The sequence below is a fragment of the uncultured Vibrio sp. genome (genome assembly GCF_947488985.1).
Classification (GTDB): domain Bacteria; phylum Pseudomonadota; class Gammaproteobacteria; order Enterobacterales; family Vibrionaceae; genus Vibrio.
This window is the reverse complement of sequence record NZ_CANLBV010000001.1, coordinates 63,447-86,858: the sequence shown is the minus strand read 5'-3', so window position 1 is coordinate 86,858 and position 23,412 is coordinate 63,447. Positions and strand designations below refer to the sequence as shown.

Here is a 23,412-nt window from a genome sequence, read left to right as displayed (position 1 = left end):
GCTATAATGTCGTGCTAATTCCCAAATTATGTTAATGTTCAATGGAGGCTTTTAGGCCTCCATTGTTTTTATTTAAAGTGTACTGGAGGGCTCCATGGCTGTAGCTGCCAATAAACGTTCTGTAATGACTCTTTTCTCAAGTGCTTCTGATATGTATAGCCATCAGGTGCGCATTGTTCTTGCTGAAAAGGGCGTAAGTGTTGAAGTTGAGTTGGTTGATGAAAAAAATCTACCAGCAGAACTTGTTGAACTGAACCCGTATAAATCAGTACCTACCCTTATTGATCGCGAGCTTGCTCTATACGACTCAAAGATCATCATGGAATACCTAGATGAGCGTTTCCCTCATCCACCATTGATGCCTGTGTACCCGGTTGCCCGTGGTAATAGCCGTCTAATGATGTACCGCATTGAGCGTAACTGGTATTCAGTTGCAGAGAAGATTGTTAAGGGCAATGCTGAAGAATCTGAAGCGGCTCGCGTTAAACTACGCAACGATCTACTGACTCTTGCTCCTATCTTCGCTGAATATGAATACTTCATGAGCGAAGAGTTTAGCTTAATTGATTGCTACCTAGCTCCGCTACTATGGCGTTTACCTGAGCTTGGTATTGAATTGATTGGCCCTGGTTCTAAAGAACTTAAAGTTTACATGAACCGCGTATTTGAACGTGATTCATTCTTAGCTTCTCTTACTGAGGCTGAGCGTGAGATGCGACTCGTTCGCTAAGCGTTATGGATATTTCAAATATGACACCACGCCGTCCATATATGCTGCGTGCATTTTATGAATGGCTGGTTGATAACGAATTGACGCCACACCTTGTTGTTGAAGCAACATTACCGGGTGTGCGAGTGCCAGAAGAGTTTATCCAAGATGGTCAAATCATTCTGAACATTGCGCCTCGTGCCGTTGGACAACTTGAACTGGGTAACGAAGCGGTGACGTTTAGCGCTCGCTTTAGTGGTCGACCACATTCAGTGATCGTTCCTCTATACGCGGTACAAGCGATTTATGCTCGTGAAAATGGTGCTGGGACCATGTTTGAACCTGAAGAGGCTTACATGGAAGCGTTTGAAGAGGGAATTGAAGAAGGTCCTTTCGAACAAGCCGAAAAAGTGCCATCTTTGAGCGTAGCAACGGCAGACGTAGATGCGGAAGAGCCTGACTCAGATCCTGAGCCACCTCGTCCAGCGAAAGGTCGCCCAAGCCTTCGTGTTATCAAATAACGATTTAAATAAAAAAAGCAGCGACTCGTCGCTGCTTTTTCTTTTCAACTTAACAGTCTAGCGTTCAAACTTATACTCTAGCGTTCAAACCTATAGTCTAGTGTTCAAATCTATACGCTTATGATTCGTCAGCAGCCGTTTCTACTTTTTCTGCTTCGCCATATTCAAACGCTCGAATGACCTGTTTCACACCTGAGATGTTACGTGCCACTTCTGTCGCGATATCTGCGTGCTCACGAGTAACCAATCCTAGCAGAAACACTTCTGAATCCTCAGTAATGACTTTGACTTCCATACCGTTAAGATCTGAGTTAGCAAGTAGAGCCGACTTCACCTTAGTGGTAATCCAGCTGTCTTTACTGATCGCGCTCACCGACAATGGCTCTTTCACGCGCACCTGATTGTGGATCTTGTTGACGCCTGCCACTTCTTTAGCTTGGCTTTCAAAAGCACGGCGCTCTGAGTCTGTGGTTGCTTGCCCCATCAATACTACTGAACCTCGGTAAGAGCTGGCGGTGACTCGGACATTGCCACGAAATGGCTGTTTATTAGTGATCGCTGCGACTTCAAATTCGATGTTGTTGTCGTTCCAAATCTCTTTGGTTGTTCGAGTATCAGTAACGAAGTTTGCTGTGGTTGCTGCACCTGCAATGAAAATTCCAGCACAACCAGATAGGGACAGTGTCAGTAGTGAAACGCTGATCAGCTTAAACAGCCTCATTGAGATTAATGTTTTCATTGCGATGCTCCTGCTATTACTCTTCGTGAGCTGGGAAGAGTACTTGGTCAATAAGATCACATAAGCAGTGCAGTGTCACCATGTGGACTTCATGAATGCGTGCGGTACGGTGTGAGGGAATGCGAATTTCCACATCATGCTCACCAAGTAGACCTGCCATTTCACCGCCATCTTTACCGGTAAAGGCGATGATGGTCATGTCACGTGTTACCGCCGCTTCCATAGCTTTGATAATGTTTTTGCTGTTACCGCTGGTCGAGATCGCCAACAAAATATCACCGGTTTGGCCAAATGCGCGTACCTGTTTAGAGAAGATCTCTTCATAATGATAGTCGTTTGCGACCGCCGTTAGCGTGGTGTTATCTGCCGTGAGTGCCATGGCGGGCAGGCTAGGGCGCTCAGTTTCAAAACGGTTGAGTAGGCACGACACAAATTGCTGGGCGTTCGATGCCGAGCCTCCATTACCACAACAAAGGATTTTGTTACCGTTGAGTAAGGTCGCAACCATGGCTTGAGCGGCGTGCGTGATCGCGTCTGGCAGTGCTTCTGCAGCTGCAATTTGGATTTGAATACTTTCTGTAAAACTTTCTTTAATGCTGTCTAGCATGTTTATCCTTGGGTAATTGCGTTTTGAATCCAGTTGATATTGTCATTCGGCCCTTCAATGGCAACGATATCAAACCTGAAATCTGTAGAGTGCACCGACAAGCCTTGCTGCATCAGCCACACATTGGCCGTTTTGAGCAGCTTTTGTGCTTTCTTTGCTGTCACCATCTCTGCGGCATGTCCGTAGCGGGTTTGCTTGCGGTATTTTACCTCAGCAAACACAACCGTATTGTTATGGCGCATTATAAGATCAATTTCGCCACATTTTGCTATGAAGTTTTGCTCAATTAACGATAAACCACGGCGAGTTAGATAGGCTTTGGCCACGGTTTCATATTTATCACCTACCTGTTTATGGGTGACAATGGTTTTTGATAGAAACTGACGACTAAAAAGTCCCATGCTCTGCCCAGCTGATTTCACGCTGTACTATACAGTTGTTATCAATGGTCAATACGCCGGTTTTTCCTGGAATGCTGTAACCTTGGACTGCTTTCATCTGTGGCAGTGCATCCATAAGGTAGTAGGCATCCATCCCTAATGCTTGGAGGCGTTTTTGACCGTTTGAATTGGATGGCCATAGGGTATTAAGCTGGCTGTTTAACTTATTCTTGCTTTCAACCAGTAGTGGAATATCGCTGTAGAATACTCCCGTCAGGTCTTCGTACTGCTTGTCACCACTATTGCTGCGTGAGTTTGAGAACAGTGCAGGTTGGCTCGCGTCCGGGTTAATCGCCACCTCGATAAAAGGTTTGATCAGCGTGAGCTCCGAGTTTTTCGCAACGATATAGACGGAATCGATATCACGACGGCTGCGCGGCTCGGTTTCTAGGTCGAGATCGAGTAACCCATCCATTTGAGCAATCCGTTGCTGACTCTCTTGCAAGCCAAATACTTGGTTTACATTACGCTGCAGTTGGCGCTTGTCTGAGAAAAAGCTGATCGCGACATCATTGTTGCTGTATTTTCCCCACTCTTCTTTAAATGCTTGCTCAACTCGGTCACCTAGGCGGCCTTTTGGCGCAAGAACCAGCGGGTATTTATAGCCTTGAGCGAAAAGGTGCTTCGCGGCTTGAGCGACTTCTTGTTCTGGCGATAGGGTGAGATAACAAATATTGGTATCAGGCTCTAGTTGCGTTGGGATGTTTAAAGCTAACGCTGGGATCGAATTTTCGTGGTTTTTCTGCGCTTGTTGAAGCTTAGTGATGTTGCTCTTAATCAATGGGCCAACGATGAAATCAACCTTGTTCTCTTCCAGAGTTGCTTTAATTTCTGTTGCGCTTTGAATGTTGGTGTCCATCACGGTTAGCGTGGCATCTTCTTCGCGATCTTTGTCATTCATCATCGCAAAAATGAAACCATCACGTACCAGTTGTGCTTGTTTGCCGTACTTCCCCGTTAATGGTAGCAGCAGTGCCGTGCTGGTTGGTTTGCTGATTTCTAGCGCTAAGATATCGGTGATCGCTTGCGGTGTATAGGTTGCGGCTGGATGACGAGGGTTCTCTGCCAACCAATCAGACAATGTTTTCTGTAGGTCTGGCAGGTTGCCATTGAGCGCCTTCATGTAAATCGTCAGCTGCAACCAACCGGCTAGAGTGTCTTCTGTCGGAGAAGTCTTCAGTTCTAGAATCTCATATTGAGAGTAGCTGTTTAGGTTTTGCCAAATACGGTCGGCGATTTGCTGCGGGTTGGCGTCGCCTGGATACTCGGAATAAAGGACTAACTCACGGCTCGCTTCGAAGTACTTGCCTTGCATCTCTGAACTGTTAGCACGCAGTTCGTGGTAATCTTTCCACTGCTCATCTGGCAGTTTCCACCAAGGCTGGAAGTTGAGCTGGTTGTCGGCTTGCTGTGGCTGCGCGTTATTAAGTAGCAGCTGTGCGCGAGCTAATTGCCACTCTGCTTGTTGAACTTCACTCAGCTCTTGCTTTGCGATGCGTTTGATAAGCGCAGTGGCTTGATCGGTTTTACCAGCTTGTACTGAAGCCTTGAGCGCCATGATTAACCAATCGTTTTGCAGACTGCCAGTGCTACTGTCCGCTTGCATCATGTAACTTTCCGTTGATTGCGCTGGATCGAGTGTAATATCAACACGCGTAGGTGCTTGAGGACTTGAAGAACAAGCCGCCAATGTAATTGCTAATGCAATTGGAGTGAGTAAGCGTGGTACACTGAGTCTCTTATGGTTCATCGTTGCCATGAGTTCTTTAAATTCCGTATCAATTTGTATCTATATTAATCGTTGAAGTGATGGTAAACAAATGACAGATAACAAAACCTTGCTCACAGAGAGCCCAACTCTCTATATTGTGCCCACCCCAATCGGAAATTTGGGAGATATCACTCAAAGAGCAATTGAAATCTTATCAAGTGTCGATGTTATTGCAGCCGAAGACACACGCCACACGGGTAAGCTGCTTGCTCACTTCAATATAGCAACCAGAACGTTCGCTTTACATGATCATAATGAACAAACGAAAGCGCAAGTTCTAGTTGAAAGGTTATTAGAAGGCCAGTCTATCGCATTAGTCTCTGATGCGGGTACCCCTTTAATCAGTGATCCAGGTTACCATCTTGTCTCACAATGTCGTCAAGCCGGTGTGAGAGTTGTGCCACTTCCTGGTGCATGTGCGGTGATCACTGCACTGAGCGCGTCTGGTTTGCCGTCTGACCGCTTCAGTTTTGAAGGTTTCTTACCACCGAAAAGCAAAGGTCGTAAAGATAAGTTCTTAGAGATCGCAAAAGCCGAGCGCACCTGCATCTTTTATGAATCACCGCACCGTATCTCTGACTCTCTACAAGATATGCTTGAGATTCTTGGCCCAGAGCGTGAAGTTGTATTGGCGCGTGAGCTAACCAAAACCTTCGAAACTATACAAGGGCTGCCACTTGGTGAGCTGATAGAGTGGATTGAAGAAGATTCGAACCGTAAACGCGGTGAAATGGTATTGCTGATCCACGGTCACCGTGAAGAAGCGAGCACCGAGCTGCCAGACGAGGCGACTCGCACGCTAGGTATTCTAACCAAAGAGCTGCCCCTTAAAAAAGCAGCGGCGATGACGGCAGAAATCTACAATCTGAAAAAGAACGCATTATACAAATGGGGCCTAGAGCACCTAGATGGTTAACGCTGAATAACTAAATAGCGAAATAGATAAATCGCTGCTCAGTGTATAAGTTGCCAGAGCGCTATTTCAAAGCTTGTGAGGAGTGATGGTGTTACCGTCATTCCTCTTTTTTTGTCTTAATTGTGTAAAGTTTCCGCAGTTGCTTAGAGGTTTGCAGCATATTTGTGATCTCGCTAGACACTGCCCTCTAATCTCTATACAATTCGCCCTCGGAGTTGAACGGGTAATCGCTGCTTTGCTGATGTCCTTCGGGAGACTGACGTTGAGGTCCTTCGGGAAACTGACGTTGAAGTCCTTCGGGAGACTGGTAGAGGGGAGGAACGTCCGGGCTCCATAGAGCAGGGTGCCAGATAACGTCTGGGGGGCGCGAGCCCACGACAAGTGCAGCAGAGAGAAGACCGCCGATGGCCTCATTTCTTCGGAAGAGGCACAGGTAAGGCTGAAAGGGTGCGGTAAGAGCGCACCGTGCGACTGGCAACAGTTCGTAGCAAGGTAAACTCCACCCGGAGCAAGATCAAATAGGCCCTCACATTGCGTTGCTCGCGTATGGGGGCGGGTAGATTGCTTGAGCCTGTGAGCGATTGCAGGCCTAGACGAATGGTTACCGCCGCGCAAGCGGAACAGAACCCGGCGTATGTGTCAACTCCACCCATTAAAAGAACCCATCATTACCTAACGGTAGTGATGGGTTTTTTGCTTTATATTGACGTAAATGATTTCGATTTCCTTAGAATCTTCCATCTTGATATAAGCTTAGAGCAACAAATTGGCAAAGCTTGTCCACAATATGGTGGAGATACAGCGTGAAATCAGTACACTAAAACGTTAACAGAATAAATTATTGCCTAACTAACGGCTAAATCCACTCACTGAGAAGACTATGACAGAAGCATTCAAACATATTTCAGTATTGCTTAACGAATCTATTGACGGACTTGCGATCAAACCTGATGGTACCTACATTGATGGTACTTTTGGCCGTGGTGGTCATAGCCGTACAATCCTGTCTAAACTGGGCGAGAATGGACGACTTTTTAGTATCGATCGCGATCCACAAGCGATTGCTGAAGCACAAAAGATTGATGATCCGCGTTTTACTATTATTCACGGTCCATTCTCTGGCATGGCGGAATATGCCGAGCGTTACGACTTAGTTGGTCAAGTGGATGGTGTTTTACTGGATCTCGGAGTGTCTTCACCACAGTTGGATGACGCTGAGCGTGGCTTTAGCTTTATGAAAGACGGCCCGCTTGATATGCGCATGGACCCGACGTCTGGCATTCCAGTTTCTCAGTGGTTAGCTCAAGCCGACCTTGATGATATCACTTGGGTTATTCGTGAGTTCGGTGAAGATAAACACGCTCGCCGTATCGCAAAAGGCATCATTGCCTACCAAGAGAATGAAGAGAACGAACCGCTAACACGTACCGGTCAGTTGGCTAAGCTTATCTCGGATGTAGCACCTAAAAGCTTCAAAGAGAAAAAGCACCCAGCGACTCGTGCTTTCCAAGCTTTCCGCATCTACATCAACAGTGAGCTTGAAGAGATTGATACCGCACTTAAAGGCGCTGCGAGCATTCTGGCTCCAGAAGGCCGTTTGTCTGTGATCAGCTTCCACTCGCTTGAAGACCGTATGGTGAAGCGCTTCATCCGTAAAGAGAGCCAAGGCCCTCAAGTCCCTCATGGTTTACCTCTCACTGAAGAGCAGATCAAAGCACTAGGCAGTGCGGATCTGAAGCCGGTTGGTAAAGCGATCAAACCATCGAAAAATGAAGTGGATGAGAATACTCGCTCACGCAGCTCTGTACTACGCATCGCAGAAAAGCTCTAGTCGATGAAGACCTCCAAGCCCAATTTAGCCAAGATAATATTTTTCGATTTGATCTCCGTGGGCAAGGTTCCATTGGCGTTGCTTATTTGTATCTTTGCGAGTGCCATGGGGGTCGTTCTTACCACACATATGTCACGTCAGGCGATCATGCAAAAAGACATGGCTTTGGTGGCGCGAGAACAGCTGGATGAAGAGTGGCGAAATTTAATGCTTGAAGAGACGGCACTGGCTGAACACAGCCGCGTTCAAGCTTCAGCAGTAAGAGATCTCGAGATGAAACGTCCAGACTCTGACAAAGAAGTTGTGATCACACTGAAATGACCGGTAAAAAGGAAAACGCACCCGCAAAAACCGTTAACCAATCAACGAAAGAGCGAGTGAAGAACGACAACAAGGATTTAGGTCCGATTCTGATAAAGTGGCGTTTCAACGTCATTATTGCTTTTGTATTTCTTGCCTTTGCGGCACTGGTTGGCCGTGTCGCTTACATTCAAATCATTGAACCCGATAACTTAATTCGTCAGGGCGACCTTCGCTCGGTGCGCGTTAAGGCGATCCCTTCTGCGCGGGGGATTATCTCAGACCGCAATGGCGAACCGCTTGCTGTCAGCGTCCCCGTTGAAGCGGTATGGGCCGATCCAAAAACGATTTTCGATAAAAATGGCTTAGCCCAAATTGATCGTTGGCATGCGTTAGCCGATGTACTGGGCCTAGATCGACAATCGATGATCGACAAAATATCGAGTAACAAATCTCGCCGATTTATTTACCTGCAAAGGCAAGTTAGCCCGGCGATGGCTAAGTATATCCGTGACTTAAACTTAGTCGGTATTGGCCTTAAAGCCGAGTCTCGTCGTTATTACCCAGCGGGTGAAATCAGTGCTCACCTTATTGGAGTCACGGGGATTGATGGTCATGGTCTTGAAGGCGTTGAACGTAGCTATGACAAATGGCTCACGGGTGAGGCGGGTAAGCGCACGATACGCAAAGACCGCTATGGACGTGTGGTCGAAAATATTGCTCTAGAAGAGCGTGAACAGGGCAAACCCTTAGAGCTGACGATTGATCAACGCTTACAAGCGATTGCGTATCGAGCGATCAAGCAGGCGGTTGCGGATCATAAAGCGACCTCTGGCTCCGCCGTTTTATTGGATGTTAAAACGGGTGCCGTGCTCGCGATGGTTAATGCTCCTTCATACAACCCTAACAATCGTGCTGATTTGCAGAGCTTTAAGATGCGTAACCGCGTGCTCACTGATGCAATGGAGCCCGGCTCGACCGTGAAACCTTTTGTGGTTTTGGCGGCGCTAGAAAATGGCATCGCCGATCCTAACACCGTGGTCAATACCGGTAACGGCATCATGCAGATTGGAGGCAGTCGTGTACGAGACACATCGAAAGTGGGGAAAGCGGATTTAGCCACGATTTTGAAGAAGTCGAGTAACATTGGTGTGGCGAAGCTGGCGCTTGATATGCCACTTGAAGCCCTGCTTGGGTTATACAGTTCGGTTGGGCTAGGTGAAATGTCGGGGCTAAATCTGGTGGGGGAAACCACAGGTATCTTCCCGAACCGTCGACGCTGGTCCAAGTTTGAAATTGCCACCTTATCCTTTGGTTATGGTCTGTCAGTGACACCGATCCAGTTGGCGCATGCTTATGCGACCCTTGCCAATAAAGGCTTATATGAGCCGATTCATCTTATCAAGAGCAATGATCAGGATTTCTCAAAACAGATAATCAAGCGTGAGAACGCAGAGCTGGTACTGCAAATGCTGGAAGGGGTAACCCAAAAAGGCGGTACGGCAACCAGGGCGGCGGTGCCGGGTTACCGAGTTGCGGCGAAAACAGGTACTTCTCGTAAAGCCGAGGCGGGGGGCTATAGTGATCAATACATTGCGATCACCTCAGGCTTTGCTCCAGTGAGCGACCCGAGAGTCGCGCTGGTGGTTGTGGTTAATGAACCTCAAGGCGATCTTTACTATGGCGGCTCAGTCGCTGCTCCTGTTTTTTCAGAGATCATGAAGGGGGCACTGCAAATACTGAATGTGCCTGCCGATGAAAACAAGTTTCAAGAATAGAGCCAATCAGGATTCAATATGAGTAATAGCCTTACGCTGTCATCGTTACTTTCACCTTGGGGAGACTTTAGTTCGCCAGAGCTGGAGTCGATTACTGTCAAGCATTTGGAATTGGACAGCCGAGCCATCAATAAGGGCGATATCTTTGTTGCCGTTGTTGGGCATGCTGTGGATGGCCGCCGTTTCATTGATAAAGCGATTGCTAAAGGCGCTCACGCCGTCATTGCACAAGCTGACGCTGACAAACCGCATGGCTTGGTTGAGTGGCTCAACACGGTAGCGGTGGTTTACGTCGCCGATCTTAGTCACGTGCTGTCGGAATTGGCGGGCCGTGTTTACTCATCTCAAGCGACCAAGCTGATTGGTATTACTGGCACCAATGGCAAAACCACCATCACCCAATTGATTGTTCAGTGGCTAGGTTTAGTCGGTCAACGCTCTGCGGTAATGGGCACTACAGGTAATGGCTTCTTAGATAATCTAAAAACAGCGGCCAATACCACAGGCAACGCGATTGAAATACAGCGCACGCTGAGTGAGTTGGCTGAAGAAAAAGCCGTTTATACTGCGATGGAAATCTCTTCTCATGGTTTGGTTCAAGGCCGAGTAAAAGCATTAGATTTTGAGGTTGGTGTATTCACTAACCTGAGCCGTGATCACCTTGATTATCATGGCACGATGCAAGAATACGGATTGGCTAAGAAAAGCCTGTTTACTGAGCACAAATGCAAGCATGCAGTAATTAATGTGGATGATGAGGTCGGCAAAGCGTGGATGTCAGATTTGTCCAATGCGATAGCCGTTTCATTGCTTCCGTTGTCTGGTTACCAACAGTCGGTGTGGGCATCTGATGTCGCTTATGCAGAGACAGGCATCAAACTCAATTTTGATGGTAGCTGGGGGCAAGGTCAGCTTTCGGTTCCTTTAATTGGTCAGTTCAACGCATCAAATGTGTTGGTTGCTTTCGCGACTCTGCTGTCATTAGGCATCGACAAACAAACCTTAGTCGATACAGCGCCTCAGCTTGAGCCTGTTATTGGGCGTATGGAGCTATTTCAAGTGCCGAGCAAAGCTAAAGTAGTGGTCGATTATGCGCATACGCCAGACGCGTTAGAGAAAGCATTGGCGGCGTTACGTGTGCATTGCTCTGGAAAGCTGTGGGCTATTTTTGGCTGTGGCGGGGATCGTGATACTGGTAAGCGTCCGATAATGGCAGCAACCGCTGAGCAGTTTGCCGATAACATCATTCTTTCAGATGACAACCCTCGCAGCGAAGATCCGGCGCTGATTATTAAAGACATGCTTGCTGGCTTACGCAAACCTGAATCGGCATTTGTCGAACATGATCGCTATCAAGCGGTGAAGTTCGCACTTGAGCAAGCTAGCAGCAATGACATTATTCTCGTGGCAGGTAAGGGGCATGAGGATTATCAAGTATTGAAAGATAAAACGATTCACTATTCAGACAGAGAGTCTGCGCGACAACTTTTAGGTATTTCAACATGATCAATGTATCACTTGAACAGATTTGTACTGCGGTTAGCGGTGAACTGGTTGTGGCTGGCAAGTCCAGTAATAGCGTGATTGATGCCATTTCGACAGACACGCGTACCGTGGAACAAGGTGCGCTGTTTGTTGCGTTGGTTGGTGAACGTTTCGATGCGCACGACTTTTGTCTGCAAGCGGCTGAAGCCAATGCGAGTGCGTTATTGGTCGAACGAAAACTTGACCTCAATATTACTCAAGTTGTTGTTGAAGATACTAAACTTGCATTAGGTCAGCTCAGTGCTTGGATCCATGAGCAATGTCACGTACCTACAATGGCGATTACAGGCAGTTGCGGTAAAACAACCGTCAAAGAGATGGTGGCAAGTATCTTACAGCAACGCGGCAAGGTGCTGTTTACAGCAGGCAACTTCAATAATGAGATTGGGGTACCGCTGACCTTGCTACGCAGTGAACCCAGTGACGATTATGCCGTGATCGAATTGGGCGCCAATCATATTGGGGAAATTGCCTATACCACTCAGCTGGTAAAACCTCAGGTGGCACTGGTCAATAATATCGCAGCGGCACATCTCGAAGGCTTCGGCTCGATTGATGGTGTGAAGCAAGCGAAAGGTGAAATCTTTCAGGGGTTAGCCGCTGGTGAGACTGCTATTGTTAATTTAGATAGCCATGGTGGTGACTTTTGGAATCAAGTGCTCGCAGATAAAACCGTACTGACATTTTCTGAAAGTAGCTGTGAAGCCGATTATTTTGCTGAAAATATCGAAATCAACGATCAAGGCGAAGCCTGCTTTGATATGCAAACGCCACAAGGTACAGCGGCTGTTGAACTTGGTATTATTGGCCAGCATAACGTGGCCAATGCGTTGGCAGCAGCCGCGTTGAGTGCTCAATTTGGTGCCACGCTTGAAGAAATTAAAAGCGGTTTGGCGAATCTTATCTCAGTTAAAGGCCGAGTAGAGGTTCAACAATTAACTGACAATATCAAGTTGATCGATGACAGTTATAATGCCAGCGTACCGGCAATGAAGGCGGCAGCGAAACTGCTTTCTAGCTTCAAGGGGCAACGTTGGCTGATTTTGGGCAATATGGCCGAATTAGGTGACGAAAGCCTTGCACTTCACCGTCAAGTCGGTGAATATGCTGCCCCATTCGCTTTTGAGCATGTACTCACTTATGGTGATGATACCAAGGTGATTAGTGAGATCTGTAACGGCACTCACTTTGCAACGCATCAAGCGATGATCGCGCACATAGAGCAGCACTTATGCTTGCCAGACAACGCGTCACATACCTTGTTGGTAAAAGGCGCAAATAGTGCAGGAATGAGTAAAATAGCCGCTGCTTTAAAGGAGAACTTTTCATGATAATTTGGCTTGCAGAGCTACTACAGCCATACTTTTCTTTTTTCCGTTTGTTCGAATACCTATCTTTTCGAGCAATCTCGAGCATATTGACTGCGTTATGTTTGTCGCTGTGGATGGGACCTCGCTTAATCGCGCGTCTGCAAATGCTACAGATTGGTCAAGTGGTTCGTAATGACGGCCCTGAATCTCATTTCAGTAAGCGTGGTACACCGACCATGGGTGGTGTGATGATCCTCGCTGCGATCATTATTACGGTATTGATGTGGGCAGACCTGTCAAATCCTTATGTTTGGGCGGTATTGGTTGTCCTTGGCGGTTACGGTGCGGTGGGTTTTGTAGATGACTACCGTAAAGTGGTTCGTAAGAACACCGATGGCTTAATCGCTCGTTGGAAGTATTTTTGGCAATCAGCGATTGCACTGGTTGTGGCGTTTGCTCTTTATGCTCACGGTCAAGATACCGCTGCAACACAACTGGTGGTTCCGTTTTTTAAAGATGTGATGCCACAACTCGGCTTGCTATACATTGTACTGACCTACTTTGTTATTGTGGGGACCAGTAATGCGGTCAACCTAACCGACGGTCTCGATGGCTTGGCGATTATGCCAACGGTGATGGTCGCGGCTGGCTTCGCGGTGATTGCATGGGCGACCGGCAACGTTAATTTTGCAGAGTACCTGCACATTCCATACATTCCATATACCTCTGAACTGGTTGTGGTATGTACTGCGATTGTGGGTGCAGGACTGGGCTTCTTGTGGTTCAACACTTACCCAGCACAAGTTTTTATGGGCGATGTGGGCTCTCTTGCACTGGGTGGCGCACTGGGTGTGATTGCGGTATTAGTTCGCCAAGAGTTGGTGCTGGTGATTATGGGCGGCGTGTTTGTAATGGAGACCTTATCCGTGATCTTGCAGGTTGGTTCATACAAGTTGCGTGGTCAGCGTATTTTCCGCATGGCACCGATTCATCACCACTATGAACTGAAAGGCTGGCCGGAGCCGCGCGTTATCGTGCGTTTTTGGATCATCTCAATGGTACTGGTACTGATTGGTCTAGCGACACTGAAAGTTCGTTAATCCTATTCGAGCCTCTTAATTAGAGGCTCGTTAAAACAATTAAGAGCATCTTGTTTAAATGGAACCTTGGCAAAATATTCAAAATGTAGTGGTTGTGGGGCTCGGTATTACCGGGCTCTCTGTCGTTAAGCATCTCGTAAAAAATCAGCCGCAACTTTGCATTAAAGTGGTTGATACTCGAGAGCAACCGCCGAGCAAGGAATCTTTACCTGAATCGGTAGCGCTGCATTCTGGAAGTTGGCATCGCCAATGGCTAGCAGAGGCTGATCTGGTGGTGACTAACCCAGGCATTGCGTTGGCGACTCCTGAAATTCAAGACGTTATTCAAGCGGGTATTCCAGTTGTGGGCGACATCGAGTTGTTTGGCTGGGCAGTCGATAAACCTGTGGTGGCGATAACAGGCTCTAACGGCAAGAGCACCGTGACTGACCTTACGGGTGTGTTGGCAAAAGCGGCCGGTTTGAGTGTCGGTGTGGGGGGGAATATTGGTGTCCCTGCCTTGGATCTTTTAGAGCTTAATGCTGATTTATATGTTCTTGAGCTTTCAAGCTTTCAGTTAGAAACAACATCAAGCCTAAACTTAGCAGCAGCAGCATTTCTGAATCTGTCAGAAGACCATATGGATCGCTACCAAGGCATGGCCGATTACCGCAATGCCAAGCTAAGGATCTTTAACAATGCGCAGTGTGCGATTGTAAACCGCGACGATAAGCAGACGTATCCAGACCACCACATGTCATTGGTAACATTTGGGCTCGATGATAAAGAGTTTGGTGTCGCGACAGTTGATGGCACCGAATGTCTAATCGACAACGGTAAATCTGTACTTGCTACCCAAGATTTAACATTGGTTGGACGTCATAACGTGGCCAATGCGTTAGTCTCGCTTGCACTGCTTAAACAGGTCGGAATTGATTACGGCAAAAGCCTTGAAGCTTTGAAAGCCTATAATGGCTTAACGCATCGTTGCCAAGTGGTGGCAGATAAACGCGAAATCAAATGGGTTAACGACTCAAAAGCGACTAATGTAGCCAGTACATTAGCGGCTCTGTCGGGCTTAGAGTGCCGAGGTACTTTGTATCTTCTGGTTGGTGGGGTTGGTAAAGGGGCCGATTTCAGTGAGCTTAAGCCTGTGTTGTCGCAACTAGAGCGCGTTCAACTGTGTTGTTTTGGTGAAGATGCTGCGCAATTCATGCCATTACATCCATCGACGAAGACGTTTGATACCATGCGTGACATCATCGAGAGTATCTCTGCACAATTGATGTCGGGTGACATGGTGATGCTGTCTCCTGCATGCGCGAGCTTCGATCAATTTAATAATTTCATGGCGAGAGGTGACGCGTTCACTGAACTTGCTCATGAGTATGCTTAACGTGTTGAAGGACTAACATTCAGTGCAAAGAGTGAAAGAAATCAATCAATCTATTTGGCAATGGCTTAACCGTGCCACACCAGAGGCGCTCTACGATCGTCAATTGGTATGGATTGCTCTTGGATTGATGCTGACGGGCTTGGTAATGGTAACGTCGGCTTCGTTCCCAATCAGTGCTCGTTTAACCGATCAGCCGTTTCACTTTATGTTCCGTCATGCCATCTTCCTTGTGTTGGCGTTAGGTGTGTCCAGCGTCATATTGCAGATTCCGATGCAGCGCTGGTTTCAGTACAGTATGTATCTACTGAGCCTGTCCTTCTTCTTGCTGATCGTGGTATTAGCGGTCGGTAAGTCGGTTAACGGTGCATCGCGTTGGATCCCTCTCGGCCTATTTAACCTACAACCTGCAGAAGTTGCCAAGCTGTCACTGTTTATCTTTATGGCGGGCTACTTGGTTCGAAAACAAGACGAAGTAAGGAAAACCTTCTTCGGTGGTTTCGGTAAACCTATCATGGTGTTTGGCGCCTTTGCTGTGTTGCTGCTCGGTCAACCCGATTTAGGTACCGTAGTCGTAATGCTGGTTACCCTGTTCGGCATGTTATTTATCGCCGGTGCCAAGCTTTCGCAGTTTATTGCTTTGATGGTGGCAGGCATTGCTGCCGTTGTCGGCTTGATTGTCATAGAACCCTACCGTGTTCGACGTGTGACCTCTTTCTGGGAACCTTGGAATGACCCGTTCGGTAGTGGTTACCAGTTAACCCAATCACTGATGGCGTTTGGTCGTGGTGATTGGATGGGGCAAGGGCTTGGCAACTCAATTCAAAAACTCGAATATCTACCGGAAGCACACACCGACTTTGTATTTGCTGTATTGGCAGAAGAGCTCGGTTTCGTTGGTGTTACCTTAGTGCTGATGCTGATCTTTAGCTTGGTGTTTAAAGCCATTCTTATTGGTAAAAAAGCCTTCGATAACGACCAAGTGTTCAGTGGCTATTTGGCTTTCGGTATTGGTATTTGGTTTGCTTTTCAAACGCTTGTTAACGTAGGCGCCGCTTCAGGTATTGTTCCGACCAAAGGTCTCACGTTGCCGCTTATTAGTTACGGTGGTTCAAGTCTTATCGTGATGTCGGTGGCGGTTTCTATGCTGCTGCGAATCGATCACGAATGCCGAGTGCAACAAAAAGAACAAGCCGACAATTAAAACGAATCAGTAGAATAAGAATCTAACATTATGACAAAGAACAAAAAACTTTTAGTGATGGCTGGTGGTACTGGCGGTCACGTTTTCCCAGGGCTAGCAGTAGCGAAAAAGCTTCAACAGCAAGGCTGGGAAATTCGCTGGTTAGGCACGGCTGACAGAATGGAAGCGGATTTAGTGCCAAAGCATGGTATTGAAATCGATTTCATCAAGGTAAAAGGCCTTCGTGGTCAAGGTATGAGCAAGCTAATCAAAGCGCCATTCCAGATTGTTAACGCCATACTTCAAGCAAGAAGGCACATCAAAGCATGGCAACCGGATGTGGTGCTTGGTATGGGCGGTTACGTCAGTGGTCCTGGGGGGATCGCAGCTTGGTTATCGGATATTCCCGTGGTTTTGCATGAACAAAATGCCGTGGCAGGGTTAACCAATCAATGGTTATCTAAAATTGCCAAAAAAGTGTTCCAAGCTTTTCCAGGGGCCTTTCCGAACGCAGAAGTCGTAGGTAACCCGGTGCGTGAAGATGTTGTGAGTCTTGCTGAACCTGAATTACGTTTAGCCGAGCGTGACGGCGACATTTGTATTTTGGTGATGGGCGGCAGTCAAGGCGCTAAGATCTTGAATGATACCCTGCCTGTGACGATGGCGCAGTTGGGGACGGGCTTCAGCGTGTTGCACCAAGCCGGTAAGAACAATCAGCAGCAAGTGGTTGAGCAATACCAATCGCATTCTGTCGATAATGTTCAAGTCACAGAATTTATTGATGATGTGGCGCAAGCTTATGAGTGGGCCGATCTATTAGTGTGTCGCTCAGGAGCGTTAACCGTATCGGAAGTGTCTGCGGCGGGGGTGGGGTCTATCTTCGTTCCGTTTATGCACAAAGACAGACAACAAGCGCTGAACGCCGATCACTTAGTTGAGTGCGGCGCAGCGTTAATGATTGAACAGCCTCAACTAACGGCTGATAAGCTAGCGAACACCATCGCTCAGCTGGATAGAAATGAATTAAAAATGATGGCAACAAAAGCTCGTCAAGCAGCCAAGCTTGATGCTGATGCGACCGTCGCTGAAGCGATCAAAGCTTTAGCAAAATAATGAGAACGAATTGATGACGATTGAACATACCCAAGACTTAGCGCAGATCCGTGCAATGGTGCCAGAGATGCGCCGTGTTAAATCTATCCACTTCATTGGTATTGGTGGCGCAGGAATGAGCGGGATCGCTGAGGTCTTGTTAAATGAAGGCTATCAAATTACCGGCTCTGATATTGCTCAGAATCCAGTAACCAAGCGTCTAGTGAGCAAGGGGGCGACGGTTTATATTGGTCACCAAGCCAGTAATGTAGCTGATGCGAGTGTGGTCGTGGTATCAACCGCTATTAATGAAGAGAACCCCGAGATTGTAGCAGCCCGAGAAGCGCGCACACCGATCGTTCGTCGTGCTGAAATGCTGGCTGAGCTGATGCGTTTTCGTCATGGCATTGCTGTAGCTGGTACGCACGGTAAAACCACCACGACTGCGCTAGTGACTCAGATCTATTCAGAAGCGGGTTTAGATCCGACTTTCGTCAATGGTGGCTTGGTGAAGAGTGTGGGGACTAACGCTCGTTTAGGGTCGAGCCGCATTTTGATCGCGGAAGCCGATGAGAGTGATGCGTCATTCTTACATCTGCAACCTATGGTCAGTATCGTGACGAATATCGAAGCGGATCATATGGACACCTATGGTGGTGATTTCGAAACGCTAAAGCAGACGTTTATTGATTTCTTGCACAATCTGCCATTCTACGGTCAGGCAGTGATGTGCGTTGATGATCCGGTTGTTCGTGAGCTTATTCCTCAAGTGAGCCGCCAAGTCATCACTTATGGCTTTTCAGAAGACGCGGATATTCGCATTGAAAACTACGCTCAAAAAGGCCAACAAGGCAAGTTTACGGTAGTACGTAAAGGAAAAGAGAACCTTAATATTACCTTGAATATTCCGGGTCGTCACAACGCGCTCAATGCAGCGGCAGCGATTGCTGTCGCGACAGAAGATGATGTCAGCGATAAAGCGATTCTAAAGGCTATGGCAGGCACTGAGGGGACTGGTCGTCGTTTCGATCATCTTGGTGAATACGAAACAGGTAAAGGCATTGCAATGCTGGTTGATGATTACGGTCATCACCCAACCGAAGTGGGTGTTACTATCCAAGCGGCTCGAAGTGGTTGGGCTGACAAGCGTCTGGTGATGATTTTTCAGCCGCACCGTTATAGCCGAACTCGTGATCTCTATGATGACTTTGCAAATGTTCTTGATCAGGTTGATGTCCTCATCTTATTGGATGTGTACTCAGCCGGTGAGAAACCGATTGCAGGGGCTGACGGACGTTCATTAAGCCGAACTATTCGTGGTCGTGGTAAGGTTGATCCGATCTTTGTTGCCGATATCAATACTCTGCCGTCGGTTTTAGCCAATGTAATTCAGGGTGGAGATCTTGTCTTAACGCAGGGGGCCGGTGATGTTGGCCGCGTTGCCAAGCAACTTGAATCGTTACAGTTAGACATCTATAAAATGCAGAACGCGTAATAGAATCGCGTCTACATACTGTGGTCAATCGCTCACTTCTTGCGATTGGCCTAAAATTGACCAAAAATCTTATTATCAACGTTTGATAGTTTGGTTTTGCTCAGTATAATTCACAGGTTAAAGTAAGTGCTTTTACCTCTATTACGAAGATAGGGAATAGAATTGCGAACCAACGACAGGGAGTGCGGGCTTTGGTAGAAAGTACTTTTAGCGAAAACCGCCACCTACTCAGTATACCAACAGTTAAGAAACACGCCTTGGGCGGCTCTTTTTTTGTCATGGTATTGCTATTCATTGGGTTTCTTTTCTACACCACATTGACGTGGATGTGGGACGATCAGCGATTGCCCCTCTCTAACATAATACTTCAAGGCGATTTAACTTACGTAACCGCAAGTGATGTCCAGCATGCTTTTGGCGATCTCGAGCATATTGGTACATTCATGTCGCAAGACATCGGCGTATTGCAAGACAGTTTGGAATCGTTACCTTGGGTATCAGTTGTTTCTATTCGTAAGCAGTGGCCAGACACAATAAAAGTATTTTTGACTGAGCATGATGCAGCAGCAATCTGGAATGGCAATATGCTGCTGAACGAAAATGGTCAAGTTTTTGATGGCGACATCGGTATTTTGAAGGGCGATAGAGTTAAGCTTTATGGCCCAGATGGCACCAGCCAAGACGTGATTGAAAAATGGCGACAGGTAACCCCTTTGATTAACCGTTTGGGGCTAACCGTGACCTCGCTGGTTCTCAATGAGCGTCGTGCTTGGCAAATAATCCTAGATAACGGTATTCGTTTAGAACTAGGTAAAAATTTTTTAGATGAGCGTGTTGAACGCTTCATTTCGCTTTATAACCAATTAGGAAGTAAAGCGAATCAAGTGAGCTACATCGACCTCAGGTATGATACGGGAGCTGCTGTAGGATGGTTCCCAGAACAAGAGTTAGAAGAGAGCACAGATGACTAAGACCGCAGATGACAACATAATCGTTGGTCTTGATATAGGCACTGCGACCATATCAGCTCTGGTTGGTGAAATATTGCCTGATGGTCAAATCAATATCATTGGCTCAGGGCAAAGCCCATCCAGAGGTATGGATAAAGGTGGTGTCAACGACCTAGAGTCGGTAGTTAAGTCGGTTCAGCGAGCCATTGATCAAGCAGAATTGATGGCAGAATGCCAAATCAGCAATGTGTTTATCTCGTTATCGGGCAAACATATCGCAAGCCGAATTGAAAAAGGCATGGGTACTATCTCAGATGAAGAGGTGTCTCAAGACGATATGGATCGAGCGATCCATACCGCAAAATCAATTAAAATAGGTGATGAGCAGAGAATCCTGCACGTGATCCCACAAGAATTTACCATTGATTATCAAGAAGGGATTAAGAACCCACTTGGCTTATCTGGTGTTCGAATGGAAGTCAGTGTTCACCTAATATCTTGCCATAGCGATATGGCGAGAAACATTATTAAAGCGGTTGAACGATGTGGTCTCACTGTCGAACACATCGTGTTTTCAGGGCTTGCCTCAAGCAATGCGGTAATTACTGAAGACGAGAGAGAGCTTGGAGTTTGTGTGGTTGATATCGGTGCCGGTACGATGGATATTTCCATTTGGACGGGCGGCGCGCTTCGACACACAGAAGTGTTTTCTTATGCAGGAAATGCAGTAACCAGTGATATTGCCTTCGCTTTCGGCACGCCAGTGAGCGATGCTGAAGAGATAAAAGTAAACCATGGTTGCGCTCTGAGTGAACTCGTAAGCAAGGATGACTCGGTTAACGTCCCAAGTGTTGGTGGTCGCCCATCGAGAAGTTTGCAACGACAAACTTTGTCTGAGGTGATTGAACCACGCTACACTGAACTCATGGGGCTCGTTAACCAAACTATTGATACGGTTCAATTACAGCTACGAGATGAAGGCATTAAACACCATCTTGCAGCTGGTGTCGTTCTCACTGGTGGAGCAGCACAAATTGACGGGTTAGTGGAGTGTGCGGAACGTGTATTCCGCAATCAAGTTAGAGTGGGTAAGCCGTTAGAAGTTAGTGGCTTAACTGACTATGTTAAAGAGCCGTATCATTCTACGGCGGTTGGTTTACTTCATTACGCAAAAGATAGTCAGATCAGCGATGAAGGTGATTACAGCGAATCTAAGCGTTCAGCACCTTCTATGCCTAGCTTATTTGGCAAATTGCGTAATTGGATACAAAAAGAGTTTTAACCTGAGTTGCAGGAAAAAACGGAGATAACACATGTTTGAACCGATGATGGAAATGTCTGACGATGCGGTAATTAAAGTCGTTGGAGTTGGTGGCGGTGGCGGTAACGCTGTTGAGCACATGGTACGTGAATCAATCGAAGGCGTAGAATTCATCAGTGTTAACACTGATGCTCAAGCACTTCGTAAAACAAGCGTGAGCAGCGTGATCCAAATTGGTGGTGATATCACTAAAGGTTTGGGCGCGGGTGCAAACCCACAAGTAGGCCGTGATGCAGCTCTCGAAGATCGAGAAAGAATTAAAGAAGTTCTAACTGGCGCCGATATGGTATTTATCGCAGCTGGTATGGGCGGTGGTACTGGTACAGGTGCTGCTCCAGTTATTGCTGAAGTTGCGAAAGAGTTGGGTGTGCTAACGGTTGCTGTTGTAACTAAGCCATTTAGCTTTGAAGGCAAAAAGCGTTTAGCGTTTGCAGAGCAAGGTATCGAAGAGCTTTCTAAACATGTGGACTCTTTAATTACGATTCCAAATGAAAAGCTACTTAAAGTACTTGGCCGTGGCGTAACTCTGCTAGAAGCCTTCGCAAGTGCCAATGATGTACTCAAGAATGCGGTACAAGGTATTGCTGAGCTAATTACTCGCCCTGGTATGATTAACGTCGATTTCGCGGATGTTCGCACCGTAATGTCTGAGATGGGTCATGCAATGATGGGTAGCGGTATCGCAAAAGGTGAAGACCGTGCTGAAGAAGCGGCTGAAACGGCAATTTCTAGCCCACTACTAGAAGACATCGACCTAGCTGGTGCACGTGGCGTTCTTGTGAACATCACAGCAGGCCTAGATATGCGTCTAGATGAGTTCGAAACAGTAGGTAACACAGTTAAGGCATTCGCATCTGATAACGCAACGGTTGTGATTGGTACTTCTCTAGACCCTGATATGACGGATGAAATCCGCGTGACGGTTGTTGCAACCGGTATCGGTACAGAGAAAAAACCAGACATTACTTTAGTTGCTGGTGGTAAAGCTAAGGTTGCACCAACTCCTCAACCACAGGTAGCGGCTCAAACTGCACCAAAAGTGGAAGAGAAAGTGGCACAGCCATTGCGAGAAAAAACTGAGGTTAAGCCTCAAGTTAACCCTCAGCCAACAACGTCACCTGTTTCTTCAGGTACAGGGGCTAGCCAAAGTGCTGCACCTAAAGCTGAGAAAGAGAGTGGATATTTAGATATTCCAGCATTCTTACGGCGTCAGGCTGATTAACAAACACCCAAAATTTGACTATAGTCGAATTAATGGTAAAATTCGCGGTCGGTAAATACTGGCCGTGATTTGTAGCACTGATAACGAGGCAAGCAGATGATCAGACAACGTACTCTGAAAGAAATTGTGAAAACAACTGGTGTGGGTCTCCACTCTGGTCGTAAAGTCACACTTACTCTTCGCCCGGCAGCTGCAAATACAGGCATTGTTTATCGTCGTACAGATGTAAATCCACCTGTAGATTTCCCAGCTGATCCAGCATCAGTTCGTGACACTATGTTATGTACTGCTCTTGTTAATGACGAAGGCGTACGTATCTCTACAGTGGAACACCTTAACGCAGCTCTAGCGGGCATGGGCATTGACAACATTATTGTTGAAGTAGATGCACCAGAGATCCCAATTATGGATGGTAGCGCAAGCCCATTCGTATACTTGCTACAGCAAGCGGGTGTAGAAACACTGAATGCAGCGAAGCGTTTTATTCGTATCAAAAAGCCTATCCGTTTTGAAGAAGGCGATAAATGGGCAGAGTTTGTTCCATTTAACGGCTTCCGTATGGACTTTGAGATCGACTTTAACCACCCAGCAATTGAATCTGATGAGCAACGTTTGTTGTTTGATTTTTCTTCACAAGGCTTTGTGAAAGAAATCTCTCGCGCTCGTACTTTCGGCTTCATGCGCGATATTGAGTATCTACAATCTCAAAACCTAGTACTTGGCGGTAGCTTCGATAACGCCATCGTTCTAGACGAATACCGAATTCTTAATGAAGAAGGTCTGCGTTTTGACAATGAGTTCGTAACTCACAAAGTACTGGATGCGATTGGTGACTTGTACATGTGTGGACACGCTATTATTGGTGAGTTCCGTGCATACAAATCAGGTCACGGCCTAAACAACCAACTACTACGTGCAGTACTTGCTGACGCAGAAGCTTGGGAATGGGCGACATTCGAAGAGGAAGCAGGTTCTCCTGTTGCATTTGCAGAACCGGGAATGGTTCTAGCTTAATTGTGGTAAGCAAGAATATAAAAATTTTAAAACCAGGTCATAGACCTGGTTTTTTTGTCTCTATTTTTCAGTTCTAATGACATTAACCTCCCCAAATTGCCCACCAATAGCCTGCTGCCTGGCTAATCCATCAGCAATTAGAAAGAAAAGTTCCAAGCACATCAAACAAATGGGGTTATAAATGGTCGTGAGTGTG

Annotated in this window: 21 protein-coding genes and 1 other RNA gene; 18 read left to right on the top strand and 4 right to left on the bottom strand. The window is 46.9% G+C overall.

Annotation, left to right across the window (positions count from 1 at the left end; all coding sequences use genetic code 11):
- The first annotated feature begins 94 nt into the window (after positions 1 to 94).
- Both sspA and sspB read left to right on the top strand, forming a co-directional pair.
- A complete protein-coding gene (gene sspA, locus Q1A70_RS00345) occupies positions 95 to 730 on the top strand; it encodes a stringent starvation protein SspA (protein ID WP_299685317.1) in 636 nt (211 codons plus the stop codon).
- A gap of 5 nt (positions 731 to 735) precedes the next feature.
- Complete coding sequence (gene sspB / locus Q1A70_RS00340; protein ID WP_299685320.1) at positions 736 to 1,230, top strand: ClpXP protease specificity-enhancing factor; 495 nt, start codon at positions 736 to 738, stop codon at positions 1,228 to 1,230.
- A 118-nt stretch (positions 1,231 to 1,348) separates the two neighbouring features.
- Here the strand turns inward: sspB and Q1A70_RS00335 are convergent, their stop codons facing one another.
- The 4 genes from Q1A70_RS00335 to Q1A70_RS00320 are packed head-to-tail and all read right to left on the bottom strand — an operon-like array spanning position 1,349 to position 4,775.
- Positions 1,349 to 1,969: a BON domain-containing protein gene (locus Q1A70_RS00335; RefSeq protein ID WP_299685323.1), complete on the bottom strand. Its 621-nt coding sequence runs from the start codon at positions 1,967 to 1,969 to the stop codon at positions 1,349 to 1,351.
- Between the two features lie 16 nt (positions 1,970 to 1,985).
- Positions 1,986 to 2,576 carry a phosphoheptose isomerase gene (locus Q1A70_RS00330; protein ID WP_004729817.1) on the bottom strand — a complete coding sequence of 197 codons (591 nt, stop codon included), beginning with the start codon at positions 2,574 to 2,576 and terminating at the stop codon, positions 1,986 to 1,988.
- A 2-nt stretch (positions 2,577 to 2,578) separates the two neighbouring features.
- Positions 2,579 to 2,977 (bottom strand): YraN family protein, encoded by a 399-nt coding sequence (locus Q1A70_RS00325; RefSeq protein ID WP_299685505.1) that lies wholly within the window; start codon positions 2,975 to 2,977, stop codon positions 2,579 to 2,581.
- Positions 2,964 to 4,775, bottom strand: a complete 1,812-nt coding sequence (locus Q1A70_RS00320; protein ID WP_299685330.1) for a penicillin-binding protein activator — start codon at positions 4,773 to 4,775, stop codon at positions 2,964 to 2,966. Before Q1A70_RS00320 ends, Q1A70_RS00325 begins: the two co-directional genes overlap by 14 nt.
- Positions 4,776 to 4,836: 61 nt before the next feature.
- On the opposite strand from Q1A70_RS00320, the gene rsmI reads away from it, so the two are divergent.
- The 16 genes from rsmI (at position 4,837) to lpxC (ending at position 23,216) form a co-directional block, all read left to right on the top strand.
- A complete protein-coding gene (gene rsmI, locus Q1A70_RS00315) occupies positions 4,837 to 5,703 on the top strand; it encodes a 16S rRNA (cytidine(1402)-2'-O)-methyltransferase (protein ID WP_299685333.1) in 867 nt (288 codons plus the stop codon).
- Positions 5,704 to 5,914: 211 nt separating this feature from the next.
- Positions 5,915 to 6,354, top strand: an RNA gene (gene rnpB, locus Q1A70_RS00310) — RNase P RNA component class A.
- Between the two features lie 229 nt (positions 6,355 to 6,583).
- Positions 6,584 to 7,534 (top strand): 16S rRNA (cytosine(1402)-N(4))-methyltransferase RsmH, encoded by a 951-nt coding sequence (gene rsmH / locus Q1A70_RS00305; RefSeq protein ID WP_299685336.1) that lies wholly within the window; start codon positions 6,584 to 6,586, stop codon positions 7,532 to 7,534.
- Positions 7,535 to 7,537: 3 nt separating this feature from the next.
- Positions 7,538 to 7,855: a cell division protein FtsL gene (gene ftsL / locus Q1A70_RS00300; protein ID WP_299685339.1), complete on the top strand. Its 318-nt coding sequence runs from the start codon at positions 7,538 to 7,540 to the stop codon at positions 7,853 to 7,855.
- Positions 7,852 to 9,612 (top strand): penicillin-binding transpeptidase domain-containing protein, encoded by a 1,761-nt coding sequence (locus Q1A70_RS00295; protein ID WP_299685342.1) that lies wholly within the window; start codon positions 7,852 to 7,854, stop codon positions 9,610 to 9,612. The genes ftsL and Q1A70_RS00295 overlap by 4 nt, the downstream gene beginning before the upstream one ends.
- A gap of 18 nt (positions 9,613 to 9,630) precedes the next feature.
- Complete coding sequence (gene murE / locus Q1A70_RS00290) at positions 9,631 to 11,118, top strand: UDP-N-acetylmuramoyl-L-alanyl-D-glutamate--2,6-diaminopimelate ligase (protein ID WP_299685345.1); 1,488 nt, start codon at positions 9,631 to 9,633, stop codon at positions 11,116 to 11,118.
- Entirely contained in the window at positions 11,115 to 12,488 is a 1,374-nt protein-coding gene (murF, locus tag Q1A70_RS00285) for a UDP-N-acetylmuramoyl-tripeptide--D-alanyl-D-alanine ligase (RefSeq protein ID WP_299685348.1), read from the top strand. Before murE ends, murF begins: the two co-directional genes overlap by 4 nt.
- Positions 12,485 to 13,567, top strand: a complete 1,083-nt coding sequence (gene mraY, locus Q1A70_RS00280; protein ID WP_299685351.1) for a phospho-N-acetylmuramoyl-pentapeptide-transferase — start codon at positions 12,485 to 12,487, stop codon at positions 13,565 to 13,567. The genes murF and mraY overlap by 4 nt, the downstream gene beginning before the upstream one ends.
- 58 nt (positions 13,568 to 13,625) lie before the next feature.
- Positions 13,626 to 14,942 carry a UDP-N-acetylmuramoyl-L-alanine--D-glutamate ligase gene (gene murD / locus Q1A70_RS00275; protein WP_299685354.1) on the top strand — a complete coding sequence of 439 codons (1,317 nt, stop codon included), beginning with the start codon at positions 13,626 to 13,628 and terminating at the stop codon, positions 14,940 to 14,942.
- A 22-nt stretch (positions 14,943 to 14,964) separates the two neighbouring features.
- On the top strand, positions 14,965 to 16,143 hold the full coding sequence (gene ftsW, locus Q1A70_RS00270) for a cell division protein FtsW (protein ID WP_299685357.1): 1,179 nt from the start codon (positions 14,965 to 14,967) through the stop codon (positions 16,141 to 16,143).
- A gap of 30 nt (positions 16,144 to 16,173) precedes the next feature.
- Positions 16,174 to 17,235, top strand: coding sequence for an undecaprenyldiphospho-muramoylpentapeptide beta-N-acetylglucosaminyltransferase (murG, locus tag Q1A70_RS00265; protein ID WP_299685360.1), 1,062 nt, complete (start codon positions 16,174 to 16,176; stop codon positions 17,233 to 17,235).
- A 13-nt stretch (positions 17,236 to 17,248) separates the two neighbouring features.
- Entirely contained in the window at positions 17,249 to 18,709 is a 1,461-nt protein-coding gene (gene murC, locus Q1A70_RS00260; RefSeq protein WP_299685363.1) for a UDP-N-acetylmuramate--L-alanine ligase, read from the top strand.
- Positions 18,710 to 18,900: 191 nt separating this feature from the next.
- Positions 18,901 to 19,680, top strand: a complete 780-nt coding sequence (locus tag Q1A70_RS00255; RefSeq protein WP_299685366.1) for a cell division protein FtsQ/DivIB — start codon at positions 18,901 to 18,903, stop codon at positions 19,678 to 19,680.
- Positions 19,673 to 20,941, top strand: a complete 1,269-nt coding sequence (gene ftsA, locus Q1A70_RS00250) for a cell division protein FtsA (protein WP_299685369.1) — start codon at positions 19,673 to 19,675, stop codon at positions 20,939 to 20,941. The genes Q1A70_RS00255 and ftsA overlap by 8 nt, the downstream gene beginning before the upstream one ends.
- A 31-nt stretch (positions 20,942 to 20,972) precedes the next feature.
- The gene (gene ftsZ / locus Q1A70_RS00245) at positions 20,973 to 22,202 is read left to right on the top strand and encodes a cell division protein FtsZ (protein ID WP_299685372.1); all 1,230 of its coding nucleotides are present in this window, start codon (positions 20,973 to 20,975) and stop codon (positions 22,200 to 22,202) included.
- 96 nt (positions 22,203 to 22,298) lie between these two features.
- On the top strand, positions 22,299 to 23,216 hold the full coding sequence (gene lpxC, locus Q1A70_RS00240) for a UDP-3-O-acyl-N-acetylglucosamine deacetylase (RefSeq protein WP_299685375.1): 918 nt from the start codon (positions 22,299 to 22,301) through the stop codon (positions 23,214 to 23,216).
- Positions 23,217 to 23,412: the final 196 nt, after the last annotated feature.

What these genes read in the sequence shown, in the direction of transcription:
- Q1A70_RS00325 (WP_299685505.1), bottom strand. Translation starts at nt 2,977, where the DNA reads ATGGGACTTTTTAGTCGTCAGTTTCTATCAAAAACCATTGTCACCCAT.
- Q1A70_RS00335 (WP_299685323.1), bottom strand. Translation starts at nt 1,969, where the DNA reads ATGAAAACATTAATCTCAATGAGGCTGTTTAAGCTGATCAGCGTTTCA.
- sspB (WP_299685320.1), top strand. Translation starts at nt 736, where the DNA reads ATGGATATTTCAAATATGACACCACGCCGTCCATATATGCTGCGTGCA.
- murD (WP_299685354.1), top strand. Translation starts at nt 13,626, where the DNA reads ATGGAACCTTGGCAAAATATTCAAAATGTAGTGGTTGTGGGGCTCGGT.
- Q1A70_RS00295 (WP_299685342.1), top strand. Translation starts at nt 7,852, where the DNA reads ATGACCGGTAAAAAGGAAAACGCACCCGCAAAAACCGTTAACCAATCA.
- Q1A70_RS00320 (WP_299685330.1), bottom strand. Translation starts at nt 4,775, where the DNA reads ATGGCAACGATGAACCATAAGAGACTCAGTGTACCACGCTTACTCACT.
- ftsA (WP_299685369.1), top strand. Translation starts at nt 19,673, where the DNA reads ATGACTAAGACCGCAGATGACAACATAATCGTTGGTCTTGATATAGGC.
- sspA (WP_299685317.1), top strand. Translation starts at nt 95, where the DNA reads ATGGCTGTAGCTGCCAATAAACGTTCTGTAATGACTCTTTTCTCAAGT.
- murE (WP_299685345.1), top strand. Translation starts at nt 9,631, where the DNA reads ATGAGTAATAGCCTTACGCTGTCATCGTTACTTTCACCTTGGGGAGAC.
- rsmH (WP_299685336.1), top strand. Translation starts at nt 6,584, where the DNA reads ATGACAGAAGCATTCAAACATATTTCAGTATTGCTTAACGAATCTATT.
- Q1A70_RS00330 (WP_004729817.1), bottom strand. Translation starts at nt 2,576, where the DNA reads ATGCTAGACAGCATTAAAGAAAGTTTTACAGAAAGTATTCAAATCCAA.
- ftsL (WP_299685339.1), top strand. Translation starts at nt 7,538, where the DNA reads ATGAAGACCTCCAAGCCCAATTTAGCCAAGATAATATTTTTCGATTTG.
- murG (WP_299685360.1), top strand. Translation starts at nt 16,174, where the DNA reads ATGACAAAGAACAAAAAACTTTTAGTGATGGCTGGTGGTACTGGCGGT.
- murC (WP_299685363.1), top strand. Translation starts at nt 17,249, where the DNA reads ATGACGATTGAACATACCCAAGACTTAGCGCAGATCCGTGCAATGGTG.
- lpxC (WP_299685375.1), top strand. Translation starts at nt 22,299, where the DNA reads ATGATCAGACAACGTACTCTGAAAGAAATTGTGAAAACAACTGGTGTG.
- mraY (WP_299685351.1), top strand. Translation starts at nt 12,485, where the DNA reads ATGATAATTTGGCTTGCAGAGCTACTACAGCCATACTTTTCTTTTTTC.
- murF (WP_299685348.1), top strand. Translation starts at nt 11,115, where the DNA reads ATGATCAATGTATCACTTGAACAGATTTGTACTGCGGTTAGCGGTGAA.
- ftsZ (WP_299685372.1), top strand. Translation starts at nt 20,973, where the DNA reads ATGTTTGAACCGATGATGGAAATGTCTGACGATGCGGTAATTAAAGTC.
- rsmI (WP_299685333.1), top strand. Translation starts at nt 4,837, where the DNA reads ATGACAGATAACAAAACCTTGCTCACAGAGAGCCCAACTCTCTATATT.